General features: G+C 67.4%; 13 protein-coding genes. 4 read left to right on the forward strand and 9 right to left on the reverse strand.

Features of this window, described 5'->3' with window-relative positions; translation table 11 throughout:
* Positions 1 to 303: 303 nt before the first annotated feature.
* The 3 genes from rpsI to Q4F04_RS06810 form a co-directional block, all read right to left on the reverse strand.
* Positions 304 to 825, reverse strand: coding sequence for a 30S ribosomal protein S9 (gene rpsI, locus Q4F04_RS06800; protein ID WP_303369081.1), 522 nt, complete (start codon positions 823 to 825; stop codon positions 304 to 306).
* A 2-nt stretch (positions 826 to 827) separates the two neighbouring features.
* The gene (rplM, locus tag Q4F04_RS06805; protein WP_303369082.1) at positions 828 to 1292 is read right to left on the reverse strand and encodes a 50S ribosomal protein L13; all 465 of its coding nucleotides are present in this window, start codon (positions 1290 to 1292) and stop codon (positions 828 to 830) included.
* 135 nt (positions 1293 to 1427) lie between these two features.
* Positions 1428 to 1844 carry a PaaI family thioesterase gene (locus Q4F04_RS06810; RefSeq protein WP_303369083.1) on the reverse strand — a complete coding sequence of 139 codons (417 nt, stop codon included), beginning with the start codon at positions 1842 to 1844 and terminating at the stop codon, positions 1428 to 1430.
* A 57-nt stretch (positions 1845 to 1901) separates the two neighbouring features.
* Between Q4F04_RS06810 and Q4F04_RS06815 the strand changes: the two genes are divergently transcribed.
* Positions 1902 to 2738 carry an enoyl-CoA hydratase gene (locus Q4F04_RS06815; protein ID WP_303369084.1) on the forward strand — a complete coding sequence of 279 codons (837 nt, stop codon included), beginning with the start codon at positions 1902 to 1904 and terminating at the stop codon, positions 2736 to 2738.
* On the opposite strand, the gene Q4F04_RS06820 is transcribed toward Q4F04_RS06815, so the two are convergent.
* The 5 genes from Q4F04_RS06820 to purQ form a co-directional block, all read right to left on the reverse strand.
* Positions 2693 to 3430 (reverse strand): cytochrome c biogenesis CcdA family protein, encoded by a 738-nt coding sequence (locus Q4F04_RS06820; protein WP_303369085.1) that lies wholly within the window; start codon positions 3428 to 3430, stop codon positions 2693 to 2695. The two genes, Q4F04_RS06815 and Q4F04_RS06820, sit on opposite strands and share 46 nt — an antisense overlap.
* Positions 3431 to 3506: 76 nt before the next feature.
* The gene (locus Q4F04_RS06825) at positions 3507 to 6515 is read right to left on the reverse strand and encodes a ribonuclease E/G (protein ID WP_303369086.1); all 3009 of its coding nucleotides are present in this window, start codon (positions 6513 to 6515) and stop codon (positions 3507 to 3509) included.
* Positions 6516 to 7022: 507 nt separating this feature from the next.
* Positions 7023 to 8351, reverse strand: a complete 1329-nt coding sequence (locus Q4F04_RS06830) for a sigma-54 dependent transcriptional regulator (RefSeq protein WP_303369087.1) — start codon at positions 8349 to 8351, stop codon at positions 7023 to 7025.
* A 14-nt stretch (positions 8352 to 8365) separates the two neighbouring features.
* A complete protein-coding gene (locus tag Q4F04_RS06835) occupies positions 8366 to 10048 on the reverse strand; it encodes an ATP-binding protein (protein ID WP_303369116.1) in 1683 nt (560 codons plus the stop codon).
* Between the two features lie 183 nt (positions 10049 to 10231).
* A complete protein-coding gene (gene purQ, locus Q4F04_RS06840) occupies positions 10232 to 10900 on the reverse strand; it encodes a phosphoribosylformylglycinamidine synthase subunit PurQ (protein WP_303369088.1) in 669 nt (222 codons plus the stop codon).
* A gap of 132 nt (positions 10901 to 11032) precedes the next feature.
* On the opposite strand from purQ, the gene Q4F04_RS06845 reads away from it, so the two are divergent.
* From Q4F04_RS06845 to Q4F04_RS06855, 3 genes are read left to right on the forward strand one after another with little or no spacing between them, the layout of a single operon-like run.
* Positions 11033 to 11827 (forward strand): MBL fold metallo-hydrolase, encoded by a 795-nt coding sequence (locus tag Q4F04_RS06845; RefSeq protein ID WP_303369089.1) that lies wholly within the window; start codon positions 11033 to 11035, stop codon positions 11825 to 11827.
* A 19-nt stretch (positions 11828 to 11846) separates the two neighbouring features.
* On the forward strand, positions 11847 to 12035 hold the full coding sequence (locus tag Q4F04_RS06850) for a hypothetical protein (RefSeq protein WP_303369090.1): 189 nt from the start codon (positions 11847 to 11849) through the stop codon (positions 12033 to 12035).
* A gap of 39 nt (positions 12036 to 12074) precedes the next feature.
* Positions 12075 to 12395, forward strand: a complete 321-nt coding sequence (locus Q4F04_RS06855) for a hypothetical protein (protein WP_303369091.1) — start codon at positions 12075 to 12077, stop codon at positions 12393 to 12395.
* A 64-nt stretch (positions 12396 to 12459) separates the two neighbouring features.
* On the opposite strand, the gene Q4F04_RS06860 is transcribed toward Q4F04_RS06855, so the two are convergent.
* Positions 12460 to 13674, reverse strand: a complete 1215-nt coding sequence (locus Q4F04_RS06860; RefSeq protein WP_303369092.1) for an NADP-dependent isocitrate dehydrogenase — start codon at positions 13672 to 13674, stop codon at positions 12460 to 12462.
* Positions 13675 to 13689: the final 15 nt, after the last annotated feature.

The raw sequence follows: 13689 nt of genomic DNA on the forward strand, positions 1-13689 counted from the left end.
CCCCGCCGTTCGGTGAAGCGGTATCTAGGGGGAGATCATGACGGGGGCAAGCGGAAAAATCGACCTTGGCTGCAACTTTGTTGCAACTCGTTGTCTTCCAAGGATTTCTGCCGCCCTACCTCCAGCTTCGAAACGGCTGCTTCAGGACACGAACGGCCTCGCAAGCCGAATCTTACATGGAATCGCAACGCTTCGGTGACAGAATCGTTGCCGCGCGACTCGCGCCACGCAGGAATCGGTCCGCCGGAACGAAAAAAGGCGCGGCAGATGCCGCGCCCTTCGAGCTTGTGCGTTTCGAAGCGATCAGCGCTTCGAGAACTGGAACGACCGGCGCGCCTTGGCCCTGCCGTATTTCTTCCGTTCGACCACGCGCGGGTCGCGGGTCAGGAAGCCCGCCGCCTTCAGCGCGCCGCGCAGGCTGGGCTCGTGCAGCTGCAGCGCCTTCGAGATCCCGTGCTTCACCGCACCGGCCTGCCCCGAAAGACCCCCGCCTGCAACGGTCGCATAGACGTCATACTGGTTGGCGACGCCCGCGATGTCGAAAGGCTGGCGCAGGATCATCTGCAGCACGGGACGCGCGAAGTATTCGGCCATGTCCTTGCCGTTCACCGTGACCTTGCCGGAACCCGGCTTGACCCAGACGCGGGCGACCGCGTCCTTGCGCTTGCCGGTCGCATAGGCGCGTCCCTGTGCGTCGCGCTGGGGTTCACGGACCACTGCGGCCTGCAGGCCGCGCGATTCCTCGGCGGTCGAACCCTGGACGGCGCCGGCGCTGGCCGTCACCGCGTCCCTCAACTGGTCCAGCGATTTGATGTCTTCGGCCATGTTCAGGCGCTCCGGGTGTTCTTGGGGTTCATCGCTTTGACGTCCAGCACTTCGGGCTGCTGGGCCTCGTGCGGGTGCTGGTCGCCGGCATAGACGCGCAGGTTGGTCATCTGCTGCTTGCCCAGCTTGTTGCGGGAAATCATCCGCTCGACGGCCTTGATGACGACACGCTCGGGATGGGCGCCTTCCAGCACCTGGCGGGCGGTGCGGTGCTTGATCCCGCCCGGATGGCCGGTGTGCCAGTAGTATTTCTTGTCGTCGCGCTTGTCGCCGGTCATCTGCACCTTGTCGGCGTTGATGATGATGACGTTGTCGCCCATGTCCATGTGCGGCGTGAAGGTCGGCTTGTGCTTGCCGCGCAAGCGGCTGGCGACGATCGTGGCGAGGCGGCCCAGAACGACGCCCTCGGCGTCGATCAGGATCCACTTCTTCTCGATCTCCGCCGGTTTCGCGGTATAGGTCTTCATCGGTCGTCCCTTTCGGGGGGTGTGAATTCGGATGGGGGTCTATGCACCAAAGCAGCCCCTCAGGTCAACGGCGACATCCTGTAGAAAATCCTTACAAAACATCCGCTTGAAATATAGGTAATAAAATACCTATTGCTACCCGCCTGTTTTCGGCGGAATCGAATAGGTCAGCGACGCCCGCGCGACCGGCTCACCCATCCCCTCGCTGCGGATCAGCACGTCCCCGACCGCAAGGACCCGCCCCAGCTTCAGCAGCCGGCACTCGGCCACCAGGTCGCGCCCGGCCACGGGCTTGCGCATGAAATCGATGCTGGCCCCGGTCGTGACCGTCAGCGCCACCGGGCCGATCCGCGACAGCACCGCGGCATACATGGCCAGGTCCGCCAGTTCGAACATCGTCGGCCCCGAGACCGTCCCGCCCGGACGCAGATGCCGGTGCCCGACCGCCAGCCGCATTCCCACGCCGTCGCCGTCCACCCTTGTGAGGCTGTAGCCGCTGACCTGCGGGAACTCGCGGGCGATGAACGCCTCGATCTCGTGCGGCTGCATCATGCTTTCCAGATCCTCCTTGCGCGCCTAGAGTTTGGCGCGACGAAGCGGAGGGTGACAATGGCAAAGGCAGGCGAACTGGTCCGGCGCGAGGATCACGGCGCGGTGGCGCGGCTGGTGATGACCAGCGGCGCGAATTACAACGCGCTGTCGGTCGAGATGATCGGGGCGCTCACCAAGGCTTTTGCGGGGATCGCGGACCAGCCGGTGCGCGCCGTGATCCTCGCGGCCGAAGGCAAGGCCTTCTCGGCTGGCCATGATCTCAGGCAGATGCAAGGGGCGCGGACCGGGGATGACGGTGGCCGCGCGGCCTACGAATCGCTGTTCGCCGAATGCGCCACGCTCATGCAGGCGATCGGCGCCCTGCCCCAGCCGGTCATCGCCGAGGTGCAGGGAATCGCCACCGCCGCCGGCTGCCAGCTTGTCGCCAGTTGCGACATGGCGGTGGCGGCCGAGGGCGTCCGCTTCGGCGTCAACGGCGTCAACATCGGCCTGTTCTGCGCGACGCCCATGGTCGCGCTGACCCGCGCCATTCCCCCCCGCGCGGCCTTCGAGATGCTGGTGACGGGCGAGTTCATCGACGCCCGGCGCGCCCGCGAACTGGGACTGGTGAACCGCGTCGTGACCCCTGAAAAGCTGGCCGAGGAAACCATGGCGCTGGCGCAGCTTGTCGCCTCGAAGCTGCCGCAGGCGGTGCGCATGGGCAAGCGCGCCTTCCGCGAGCAACTGGGCCAGAGCCTTGCGGACGCCTACCGCCAGACCGGCGCCACGATGTGCGAGAACCTGATGCTGCCCGAGACCGGAGAGGGCATGGCGGCCTTCCTGGAAAAGCGCCAGCCTTCTTGGGCCGTTCAGCCGATGGCGGCCAGCGCCGGAAAGGTTTCCAGCAGCCAGTAGCTGATGACGCTGAGCCAGCCGGTCAGCAGCAGGACGCCCACCGCGATCAGCAGCACGCCCGAGACGCGCTCGATGGCCCCCATGTGCCGCTTCAGCCGGTTCATCAGCCCGATGGACCGCTCGATGAAGATCGCCGACAGCAGGAAAGGGATGCCCAGACCCAGCGCATAGATCCCCAGCAGCGCGGTGCCGCGGCTCGGCTCGGTCGCGGCCAGTGTCAGGATCATCGACAGTTGCGGCCCGATGCAGGGCGTCCAGCCGAAGGCGAAGGCGAGGCCCAGCAGATAGGCCCCCATCGCGGTGCCGCCCTTGTCCCCCGCCTCGATCCGCGCCTCGCGGTCGAGCATGGGGATGCGGAAGACATGCAGGAAATGCAGCCCCAGCAGGATCACGAAGATGCCCGAGATCGTCACCAGCATCGGCTGATACTGCAGGAAGGCCCGGCCGAAGGCCGAGGCCGCATAGCCCATCAGCAGGAAGACGGTGGACAGCCCCATGACGAAGAACAGTGCCGGCAGCACCGCGCTGCGCTGGCGTTCCTTCAGGGCCGAGACCTTCACGCCGGTCATGTAGGCCAGATAGGGCGGCACGATCGGCAGGACGCAGGGTGACAGGAACGACAGGATTCCCGCCAGCATGGCGACAAGGGCCGCCGGCAGGATGGCGGCGTCGGCAAGTTCGATCCCAAACATGGCGGCACCATGAAGAAAAGAACGAGGCCGGGAAAGCCCCGGCCTCGCGTCAGAACGTCACGGCTGCGTCAGCGGATCAGTTCGACCACCAGCCGCGCCGCTTGGGGCGCGCAGGCTGCGGCTCGGCCTCGGCCGCAGGCGCCTCGATGGTCGCAACTTCGGCCTCACGCGAGGCGGCTTCGGCCTGATCGGACAAACCTTCGGAGGCTGCGGGCTCCGAGGACAGACCGGCAGCCTCGGCCTGCATGGACTCTCCCTCGGTCGCTTGCCCGTCGTCCTCGCCCACGGCGGCAGCTTCGCCCGTCAAGGCCGCCCGAGCATCATGCGCAGGGGTGACCTCTTCGCTGGACAGGGCAACCTCTTCGGTGCGCGCATCAGCGACTGCCTCGGCCGCGCCATCTTCCCGGGGCGCCTCGGCGCTCTCCGCTGCTTCAGTCACCTCCGCCCCGAAACCAGCCGGCAGAGCGGCCTCGGCCCCGGCTTCCTGCGGCTGATCGGGATGCGCGGAAGGCTCGGCGACTTGGCTGGAAGGCTCCTCGCCAACCATCTGCGCCTCACCCGCCTCCGCCATCACGGCATCCGCGGACGCATCGGTCGCGCCCTCCGTATCCTGCGCGTCACCTTCGGCATCATCACCCAGCCCGTCCGCATTCGCAGGGATGCCGCCGGTTTCCACCGGCTCGCCCGCGCCTGCCGGAACCTCGCGGCTTTCGTCGATGACACCCTCGGTGGCTTCGCCCGCAGCCTCGCCCCGGTCCTCGACGCGACGGCGGGACCGTGACCGCGAGCGGCGCGAGCGACTGGAACCGGCCGGCCTGCTGTCCTCGCCCGCCTCATCTTCCGCTTCCGCGCTTTCGGCGTCGGCGGTTCCGGCATCCGCCTCACCGGCATCGTCCGAATCAGCCTGCTCGGTCCCGTTCGCCTCGTCCCCGTTGCGGCCACCGCGGCGGCGACGGCGGCGGCGGCGGCGCGAGCCGTTGCCGTTCTCGTCCTCGGCAGCCTCATGCGTTGCGGATTCGTCTGCCTCGGCCTCGGCCTCGGTCTCAAGATCCTCCTCGACCGTGTCCTCGTGCTCGTCGATCTGCGCCATCAGGCGGGCATCGACGGACAGCGCGGCCGAACTTGGCTCGGGCACCACGCGGGTCGCGGTCTTGAACTTCTCAAGCGTGTAGTCGGGCGAGATCAGCGAAGGATCAGCCTCGACCCGCACCGACAGACCATAGCGCGATTCCATCGTGGCGATATGCTCGCGCTTCTGGTTCATCAGGTAGTTGGCGACGGCGACCGGCGCACGCACCAGAACCTCGCGGGACCGCTTGCGCGTCCCTTCCTCCTCGATTGCGCGCAGGATCGTCAGCGCCATCGAATCGTCCGACCGGATCAGCCCGGTGCCGTGGCAATGCGGGCATTGCTGGGTGGTCGATTCCAGCATCCCCGGACGCAGGCGCTGGCGGCTCATCTCCATCAGGCCGAAGCCCGAGATGCGGCCGACCTGGATGCGGGCGCGGTCGTTCTTCAGCGCTTCCTTGAATCGCTTTTCCACGGCGGCGTTGTTCTTGCGCTCGTCCATGTCGATGAAGTCGATGACGATCAGGCCCGCAAGGTCGCGCAGGCGCAACTGCCGCGCGATTTCGTCCGCCGCCTCGCAGTTCGTCTTGAACGCGGTATCCTCGATCGAGCCTTCCTTGGTCGCCCGCCCCGAGTTCACGTCGATGGCGACCAGCGCCTCGGTGATGCCGATGACGATGTAGCCGCCGGATTTCAGTTGCACCGTCGGGTTGAACATCCCCGACAGGTAGCTTTCCACCCCGTGCCGCGTGAACAGCGGCATCGGGTCGGCGTAATGCTTCACCGCGCGGACCTGCGTCGGCATGATCATCGCCATGAAGTCGCGGGCGGTGCGATAGCCGCGCTCGCCCTCGACCAGCACCTCGTCGATGTCCTTGCTGTAAAGGTCGCGGATGGACCGCTTGATGAGGTCGCCTTCCTCGTAGATCGGTGCAGGCGCGACCGACTTGAAGGTCAGTTCCCGGATCTGCTCCCACAACCGCATCAGGTATTCGTAGTCGCGCTTGATCTCGGTCTGGGTCCGCTGGCTGCCCGCCGTGCGGATGATCAGCCCCGCGCCCTGCGGCACCTCGAGCTGCCCGGCGATCTCCTTCAGCTTCTTGCGGTCGGCGACATTGGTGATCTTGCGGGAAATCCCGCCGCCGCGCGCGGTGTTGGGCATCAGCACGCAATAGCGCCCGGCGAGGCTGAGGTAGGTCGTCAGCGCCGCGCCCTTGTTGCCGCGTTCCTCCTTGACGACCTGGACCAGCATGATCTGCCGGACCTTGATGACTTCCTGGATCTTGTAGCGGCGCGCACGGGGCTTGCGGGCGGGGCGGATCTCCTCGGCCACGTCCTCTTCGGCGACAGATTCGATCTCGTCGTCCGAGCCGCTGTCCTCGGCATGGTCGTCGTCCGACGCATCGGCTTCCGCATGCGCCCCGGTCTGTTCGGGGGCGTCAACGGGGGTAGGTTCGGGCGCGTCGGCGTCACCGCCTTGCCCTTGGACCGAAGGATCGACCGCATCGCCGCCAGCCGCCGAGAAGCCGGATTCGACGGCGGCATCCTCGGGCGACGGCTGTTCGGTCGAGGCGTCGATGACCTCCATCCCCGGCACGGCGTCGGATTTCGTCACCGCATCGTCCTGCGAGGCGCGCTCGGCCCGTTCCTCGCGGCCACCACGGCTGCGGCTGCGCGAGGTCCGGGGGCGGCGCTCCTGCGCCCCTTCCTCGGCCTCGGCTTCCTCGGCGGCAGCGCGGTCTTCCTCGATCAGCGCGCGGCGGTCGGCGGCGGGAATCTGGTAGTAATCCGGGTGGATTTCCGCGAAGGCCAGGAAACCGTGGCGGTTTCCACCGTAATCCACGAAGGCCGCCTGCAGCGAGGGCTCGACCCGCGTCACCTTGGCCAGGTAGATGTTCCCGGCCAGTTGCCGCTTGTTCAGGGTCTCGAAATCAAAGTCGTCGACCCTGGTTCCATCCGCCACGACGACCCGGGTTTCCTCGGGATGCGTGGCGTCGATCAGCATTTTCTTTGCCATGAATCGTTCTTTCGCGCAGCCCTGCCCGCCCGCGCCTGGGCGGTGGGGGACAAGGGGTGCGGCATGATGCGGACGCGCGGAAGGCGCGAGGCGGGATTGCGGGACCGGTGGCGGCAGGGCCCGCGGGCCCTGCGCCCCGCCGGTTCCATCCATCGTCGTCCATCGCGCGATCCATCGCGTCTCTTTTTTCCTGTGCCTTCGGACCATGTTGCAGGGACGAAGGCGGCGAATGTTCAGGCGGTCGGCTTGTCCGGGGACGGGCGAGACCGCCGGCTTTTCCCACGCGACCGCTTGCCGGAAGCTCCGGCAGGGCGGCCACGTTGCGAAACCGGGTGCGGGACGGACGCGGCCGACAAGAGGCCGCGCCCCCGCATGGGGGCAACATAGGGCGTGATGCCGACAAATGACAATGCGAAAGCGTCACCGCCGATTTCAGCCCTTGGTTGCAGAAATCCGGCCGCACATCGGATGCACGCCCGATGCACAGGCGATGCACGTCCGATACGGCTAGAGATAGTCGCTGCGGCTCAGGCCATACTTGGCCATCTTCTCGTTCAGCGTCCGGCGCGGCAGGCACAGCTCGTCCATCACCGCGCTGATCGAGCCCTTGTGGCGGCGCATGGTGTTATCGATCAGCATCTTCTCGAAGCTCTCGACATATTCCTTGAGCGGCTTTCCTTCCGTCGTGGTCGCGTCCGTCTGCGCCTCCTCGCCGTCGCCCATCAGCAGCGAGGTGATCGACCCCGAGCCGCGGCGGTTCTGCAGCACCGCGCGCTCGGCCACGTTGATGAGCTGGCGGACATTGCCGGGCCAGGGGGCCTGCAGAAGCTGGGCGGCTTCCTGCGCGGTGATCTGGGGCGGCTCGCAGCCGTATTCGTCGGCGAACTGTTCCGTCATCCGCGTGAAAAGGGACAGGATGTCCTCGCCCCGCTGGCGCAGCGGCGGCAGGGTGATCTTGAGCGCCGAAAGCCGGTAGAAGAGGTCGGGGCGCAGGCTGTCCTCGGCCCGGCGGCCCTCGGCGCGGGCGTTGGAGATGGCGATGATCCGCGTCTCGGCGGGCGCGCCCTGGTCGGCGATGAAGGCCAGAAGCCGGGCCTGCAGCGGATCGGACAGCGCCTCGATGTCTTCCAGGCAGAGGGTGCCGCCGCGGGCCTCCTCGACCGCCGGAAGGCCCTCCTCGACGGGGCCGAAAAGCCGGGTCGCCAGCGCCTCGTCGTTATAGGCGGCGCAACTGATCGGGACGAACTTCTTGGACGCCCGCGGCCCGACCGCGTGCAGGGCATGGGCCACCAGCGTCTTGCCGGTCCCGGTCTCGCCGTCGATCAGCACATGGCCGTCGGCCTGGCCGAGATCCAGGATGTCCTCGCGCAGCCGTTCCATCGCGGGCGAGGCGCCGACCAGCTTGGACATCACCTGCTGGCCCTCGGACAGATCCCGGCGCAGGGCGCGGTTGTCCAGCGTGATCCGGCGGGCCTGCGTGGCCTTCTTGGCCAGTTCCGTCATCCGGTCGGGGTTGAAGGGCTTTTCCATGAAGTCCATGGCGCCCAGACGCATCGCCTCGACCGCCATGGGCACGTCGCCGTGGCCGGTGATCATGATGACCGGCAGCCCCGAATCCTGCCCCATCAGCCGCTTGAGGAAGGCCATGCCGTCCATCCCCGGCATCCGCATGTCGGAAATCACCACGCCGGGCCAGTCGGGGCCGATTGCCTTCAGCGCCTCTTCGGCGCTGGCGTAGCTTTCGGTACGGAAGCCCGACAGCGTCAGCCACTGGCTGATCGATTCGCGCATGTCGGGTTCGTCGTCCACGATCGCGACAGTCATTGTCTGCGCCATGTCATTTCCTTTCGTCATTCCGCAGCCAGCGGCCTTGCGCCATGCCGGGCGGGTTCAAACAATGGCAGCTCGACATCGAAGACCGCGCCCCCGCTGTCGCGGTTGTGCGCCGTCAGCCGGCCGCCGAAATCGGCAACAATCCCCGACGAGATGGCGAGGCCCAGCCCCGTGCCCTCGCCGGGGCTCTTGGTCGTCCAGAAAGGCTCGAACAACTGTTCCAGGTCCTCGACCCCCGGCCCGTTGTCCCGGACCGACAGATGGGCATGCGAAAGCTTGTCCACCACCAGCTCGATCGAGGGGTCGCGGACCTGCTTGGTCGCATCCATCGCGTTGCGGATCAGGTTGATGATGACCTGTTCCAGCCGGATGCGGTCGCAGAAGACCATCACCGGCTCGCGCGGCAGGCTGCGCTGCAGCCGGACGCGGCGGTTGCGCAACTGGGGTTCCATCATCGTGAGCGCGCCCGACAGGGCCACGCGCAGGTCCACGGGCTCGAAGGCCTCGCCGCCCTTGCGGGCGTAGGATTTCAACTGCCGGGTGATCGTGCCCATCCGGTCCAGCAGGTCGTCGATGCGCTGGAACGAGGTCAGCGCCTCGTCCCCCCGGCCCCGTTCCAGAAGCAGCCGCGAGCCTGCCAGATAGGTCTTCATCGCCGCCAGCGGCTGGTTCAGCTCGTGGCTGACGCCCGCCGACATCTCGCCCAGCGCGGCCAGCTTGGATGCCTGCTGGACGGTCTGCTCGGCCACGCGCAATTCGCGCTGCATCCGCTCGCGTTCGGCGATCTCGCGCGTGAGCCGGTTGTTCAGCGCCCGCAGGTCGGCCGATTCGCGGCGGTAGCGGGCGGACTGGACGCTGGCGCGGCGGGACAGGATGTAGAAGCCCGCCGCCATTAGGATCGCAAAGCCCATGATTTCCAGCGCAAGAAAGGTGTTCACCCGTTCCCGCACCGAATCGAAGGTGGTGAACAGCGTCATCCGCCAGCCGCGGAAGGGGATGCGGGTTTCCGTTTCCATCACCGCCTTGCCGCCGACATAGGCATCGACCGGTCGGTTCGACCAGTCGGCGGTGACCTGGAAGGCGCGCTCGATGGCGGTGGGGGCGGACCTGACGGCCAGCGCGTCCTGGACCGTGTGGCCCCGCCAGCGGGGTTCGGTGGACAGGATGATCTGGCCCGCGCTGTCGGTGACCACCACCGCGTCCGAGATCCCCGCCCATGACCGTTCCAGCCGGGAAAGGTCGGCCCCGACCACGATCACGCCCACCGCCCGCCCGTCCCGCATCACCGCGCGGGAATAGGTGAAATCGAAGCCGCCGGCGGGTCCCGGCGAAACGGTGAAGACGGTGTCGTTGGTCCGCAGCGCCTCGACATAGAAGGGGGCCGAGACGTAGTTGCTGCCCAGAAGCTTGCGGTCGGTGGCCCCGACCGTGCGGCCCGAGTTGTCCAGAAGCCGGATCGAGGCCGCGCCGATTTCCTTTTGCGCGGCGATCAGCCGGGCCGAGACGGTGGCGTAATCCTTGCTGCTGAGCGCCCCGATCAGCGCCGGGTCGCGCGCCAGCAGCAGCGGCACCACCGAGGTGCGCTGCAGTTCCGACAACAGGTTGCCGGTGTAAAGCGCCGAGCGCAGTTCCGCCCGGACGCGGGTGTTTTCCGAGAACCGATCGGTCAGCCAGACGTTGGTCCACCAGATCGCGCCCATGGCCGCCAGCAGCAGCAGAACGGCACCGAGCCGGTTGACAAGGCGGCTGCGCGCGGCCGCGCGCGCGCGCAGTGCGGCGGGATGGGTGGGGTCGTCCTCGATCTCTTGGCCGCGATCTGCCATGCCGGCCAATCTATGGGTTGGCGGGCTGCCGCTCAAGCGTCCGCTGCGGGAGCACGGGGGTTATGCGGCGACGGTCGAATCGATCAGCCCGTGGAACAGCCGCGCCCCGTCCGAACCGCCATGCGCCGCTTCCGCCGCCCGTTCGGGATGGGGCATCATCCCCAGCACGCGGCGGTTTTCCGACAGCACGCCCGCGATGTCGGCGACCGAGCCGTTGACGGGCGCGCGATAGGTCAGCGCAATCCGCCCCTCGGATTTCAGGCGGGCCAGCCCTTCGGGGTCGATCTGGTAGTTGCCGTCATGGTGGGCGATGGGCAGGCTGATCTCCTCGGCGTCCGAGAAGGCGGACAGGAAGGGGTTGTTGCGGGCGGCGACGCGCAGGGGGGCGTCCTTGCAGAGAAAGGTCAGCCCCGCGTTCCGCATCAGCGCGCCCGGCAGCAGGCCCAGTTCCGTCAGCACCTGGAAGCCGTTGCAGACGCCCAGCACATAGCCGCCCCGTTCGGCATGGGCGCGGATGGCAGCGGCCACGGGCGAGCGCGCGGCGATGGCCCCGCAGCGCAGGTAGTCGCCGAAGGAGAAGCCGCCGGGCACCGCCACAAGGTCGGTCCCTTCGGGCAGCGCATCGTCCTTGTGCCAGACGCGGGTGACAACCGCGCCCGCGGCTTTCAGCGCCACGGCAAGGTCGCGGTCGCAGTTGGAACCGGGGAATGTGATGACGGCGGCTTTCATCGGTAAAGGCTCCGGGGCTGGGGACGAGGTGGAGATAGCCCCTCGGGGCCTCCAGGAAAAGGGCCGGGGGGCCGGGAACCGCGGGCGCCCTGCCGGAATTGACCGTGGACCCCTGTTCCGTGGAGAGATGCCATGCGCCTGAACCGACGCCAGACCCTCGCCGCCGCGCTCGCCGCAGGGGCGGCGGCCAGCCTGCCCGCGATGCTGCGGGCGCAGGCCGCCGTCCCTGCCGCCAGCGGCGCCGGCGCGCCCGAGTTCCTGACGCCCTTCGAGCACGCCAGCCTGATGCTGACACTGGGCGGCCAGCGCATCCTTGTCGATCCGGTGGGGGACGCCGGGCAGTATGCCGCGGCGGGCACGCCCACGGCGGTGCTGGTCACGCATGAGCATGGCGATCATTTCGACCCCGACACGCTGGCCGCCATCGTCACCGAGGGCGTCGCGCTGATCGTCAACCCCGCCGTGGCCGAGAAGCTGCCCGAGGCCCTGCGCGCCCGCGCCACCGTCATGGCCAATGGCGACAAGGGCGAGGTCGCGGGGATGCCGATCGAGGCCGTCCCCGCCTACAACGTCACCCCCGAGCGGATGCAGTATCACCCGCAGGGCCGCGACAACGGCTATGTGCTGACCTCGCCCGACCACGGCCGCATCTACATCGCCGGGGACACCGAGGCCACGCCCGAGTTCCGCGCGCAGGCCGACATCGCGGTCGCCTTCGTGCCAATGAACCTGCCCTACACGATGGACGTCGATCAGGCCGCCGAGGGCGTGGCGGAAATGGCCCCGCGCATGGTCATCCCTTATCACCACAAGGGCAACGACCCGGCCGAGTTCGCTGAAAAGCTGCAGGCGACGGGGGCCGCGACCGAGATCGTGATCGTGATCGTGGACTGGTATCCCGCCTCGGACAATCCCACGGGCGAGTGACGCGGGACAGGGAAAGCCCATGACCAGAGTCCTGCTCGCGGCGGCACTGGCTGCCGCGCTTGGCACCCCTGCCGCCGCCCGGACCGATGGTCCGCCCGATGTCGTGCAGGGGCATCCCACCAACGCCTTCCTTCCGGGCTTCCCCGAGGAGATCGACGGCCTGACCCGCGCCTCGATCCAGAGCAAGCCGCAGGAAGGGCGGATTTAGGCCGCCTATCATCACCCCGACGACAACCGGAATGTGCAGGTGCTGCTTTACCGCCTGTATGGGGGCGGCATCGCGGGCAAGGTGGAACGGGCCGCGGCCTACATGGCGGACGGGGACATCCCGATGACGCGCGCCACGGTCCAAAGCCCTGCCGGCACCGGGATGGAATGCATGGGAACCCAGGTAAAGGATGTGACCTGCACGCTCTGCGTGGCCGAGGTGCGGGGGCGGGCGCTGAACGTGCAGGTCGGCGAGGTCACGGGCGAGGAGGTCACGGAACTCGATCCTGCCGTGATCGAGGGCGCCCATGCGCTGGCCGGAGAGTTCGTCGATTCCATTGCCGCCGCGCCCGAAGGCTGATCCCGCCGCATGGAAAAAGGGCCGGGCATTGCTGCCCGGCCCTTTTCCGTCGCTGGGCGCAGTCTCAGCCCGCCAGCGCCTTGTTCAGGTATTCGTCCACCTTTTCCAGATAGCCCATGGTGGACAGCCACTTCTGGTCCGGCCCGACCAGCAGGGCGAGGTCCTTGGTCATGTGGCCGTCCTCGACCGCCTGCACGGTCACGCGCTCCAGCGTCTCGGCGAAACGCTGCAGCTGCTCGTTGCCGTCCAGCTTGGCGCGGTGCTTCAGCCCGCCCGTCCAGGCGAAGATCGAGGCGATGGAGTTGGTCGAGGTCTCGTTGCCCTTCTGATGCTCGCGGTAGTGGCGGGTGACGGTGCCATGCGCCGCCTCGGCCTCGACGGTCTGCCCGTCGGGCGTCATCAGCACCGAGGTCATCAGGCCGAGCGAGCCGAAGCCCTGTGCCACGGTGTCCGACTGCACGTCGCCGTCATAGTTCTTGCAGGCCCAGACATAGCCGCCCGACCATTTCAGGTTGGACGCCACCATGTCGTCGATCAGACGGTGTTCATAGGTGATGCCCGCCGCCTTGAACTTGTCGGCGAACTCGGCGTCGAACACCTCTTGGAACAGGTCCTTGAAGCGGCCGTCATAGGCCTTGAGGATCGTGTTCTTGGTGGACAGGTAGACCGGATAGCCGCGGTTCAGCCCGTAGTTCATCGAGGCGCGGGCGAAGTCGCGGATCGAATCGTCCAGGTTGTACATTGCCATCGCCACGCCCGAGGACGGGGCCTGGAAGACCTCGTGCTCGATGGTCTCGCCATCCTCGCCGACGAAGCGGATCGTCAGCCTGCCCTTGCCGGGGAACAGGAAATCGGTGGCCTTGTACTGGTCGCCGAAGGCGTGGCGGCCGACGATGACCGGCTGGGTCCAGTGCGGCACAAGGCGGGGCACGTTCTTGCAGATGATCGGCTCGCGGAAGATCACGCCGCCCAGGATGTTGCGGATGGTGCCGTTGGGCGATTTCCACATCTTCTTGAGGCCGAATTCCTCGACCCGCTGTTCGTCGGGCGTGATCGTCGCGCATTTCACGCCGACGCCGTACTGCTTGATGGCGTTGGCGGCGTCGATGGTGATCTGGTCCTCGGTCCGGTCACGTTCCTCGATGCCGAGGTCGTAGTATTTCAGGTCGATGTCCAGATAGGGCAGGATCAGCTTCTGCTTGATGAAGTCCCAGATGATCCGGGTCATCTCGTCGCCGTCGAGTTCGACGACGGGGTTGTCTACCTTGATCTTGGTCATGGGCACACCTTGGAT

It is taken from the genome of Paracoccus sp. (in: a-proteobacteria), assembly GCF_030536915.1.
Lineage (GTDB): Bacteria > Pseudomonadota > Alphaproteobacteria > Rhodobacterales > Rhodobacteraceae > Paracoccus.

What these genes read in the sequence shown, in the direction of transcription:
- Q4F04_RS06825 (WP_303369086.1), bottom strand. Translation starts at nt 6,515, where the DNA reads ATGGCAAAGAAAATGCTGATCGACGCCACGCATCCCGAGGAAACCCGG.
- rplM (WP_303369082.1), bottom strand. Translation starts at nt 1,292, where the DNA reads ATGAAGACCTATACCGCGAAACCGGCGGAGATCGAGAAGAAGTGGATC.
- Q4F04_RS06820 (WP_303369085.1), bottom strand. Translation starts at nt 3,430, where the DNA reads ATGTTTGGGATCGAACTTGCCGACGCCGCCATCCTGCCGGCGGCCCTT.
- Q4F04_RS06860 (WP_303369092.1), bottom strand. Translation starts at nt 13,674, where the DNA reads ATGACCAAGATCAAGGTAGACAACCCCGTCGTCGAACTCGACGGCGAC.
- purQ (WP_303369088.1), bottom strand. Translation starts at nt 10,900, where the DNA reads ATGAAAGCCGCCGTCATCACATTCCCCGGTTCCAACTGCGACCGCGAC.
- Q4F04_RS06850 (WP_303369090.1), top strand. Translation starts at nt 11,847, where the DNA reads ATGACCAGAGTCCTGCTCGCGGCGGCACTGGCTGCCGCGCTTGGCACC.
- Q4F04_RS06815 (WP_303369084.1), top strand. Translation starts at nt 1,902, where the DNA reads ATGGCAAAGGCAGGCGAACTGGTCCGGCGCGAGGATCACGGCGCGGTG.
- Q4F04_RS06830 (WP_303369087.1), bottom strand. Translation starts at nt 8,351, where the DNA reads ATGGCGCAGACAATGACTGTCGCGATCGTGGACGACGAACCCGACATG.
- Q4F04_RS06835 (WP_303369116.1), bottom strand. Translation starts at nt 10,048, where the DNA reads ATGGGCGCGATCTGGTGGACCAACGTCTGGCTGACCGATCGGTTCTCG.
- Q4F04_RS06845 (WP_303369089.1), top strand. Translation starts at nt 11,033, where the DNA reads ATGCGCCTGAACCGACGCCAGACCCTCGCCGCCGCGCTCGCCGCAGGG.
- Q4F04_RS06810 (WP_303369083.1), bottom strand. Translation starts at nt 1,844, where the DNA reads ATGATGCAGCCGCACGAGATCGAGGCGTTCATCGCCCGCGAGTTCCCG.
- rpsI (WP_303369081.1), bottom strand. Translation starts at nt 825, where the DNA reads ATGGCCGAAGACATCAAATCGCTGGACCAGTTGAGGGACGCGGTGACG.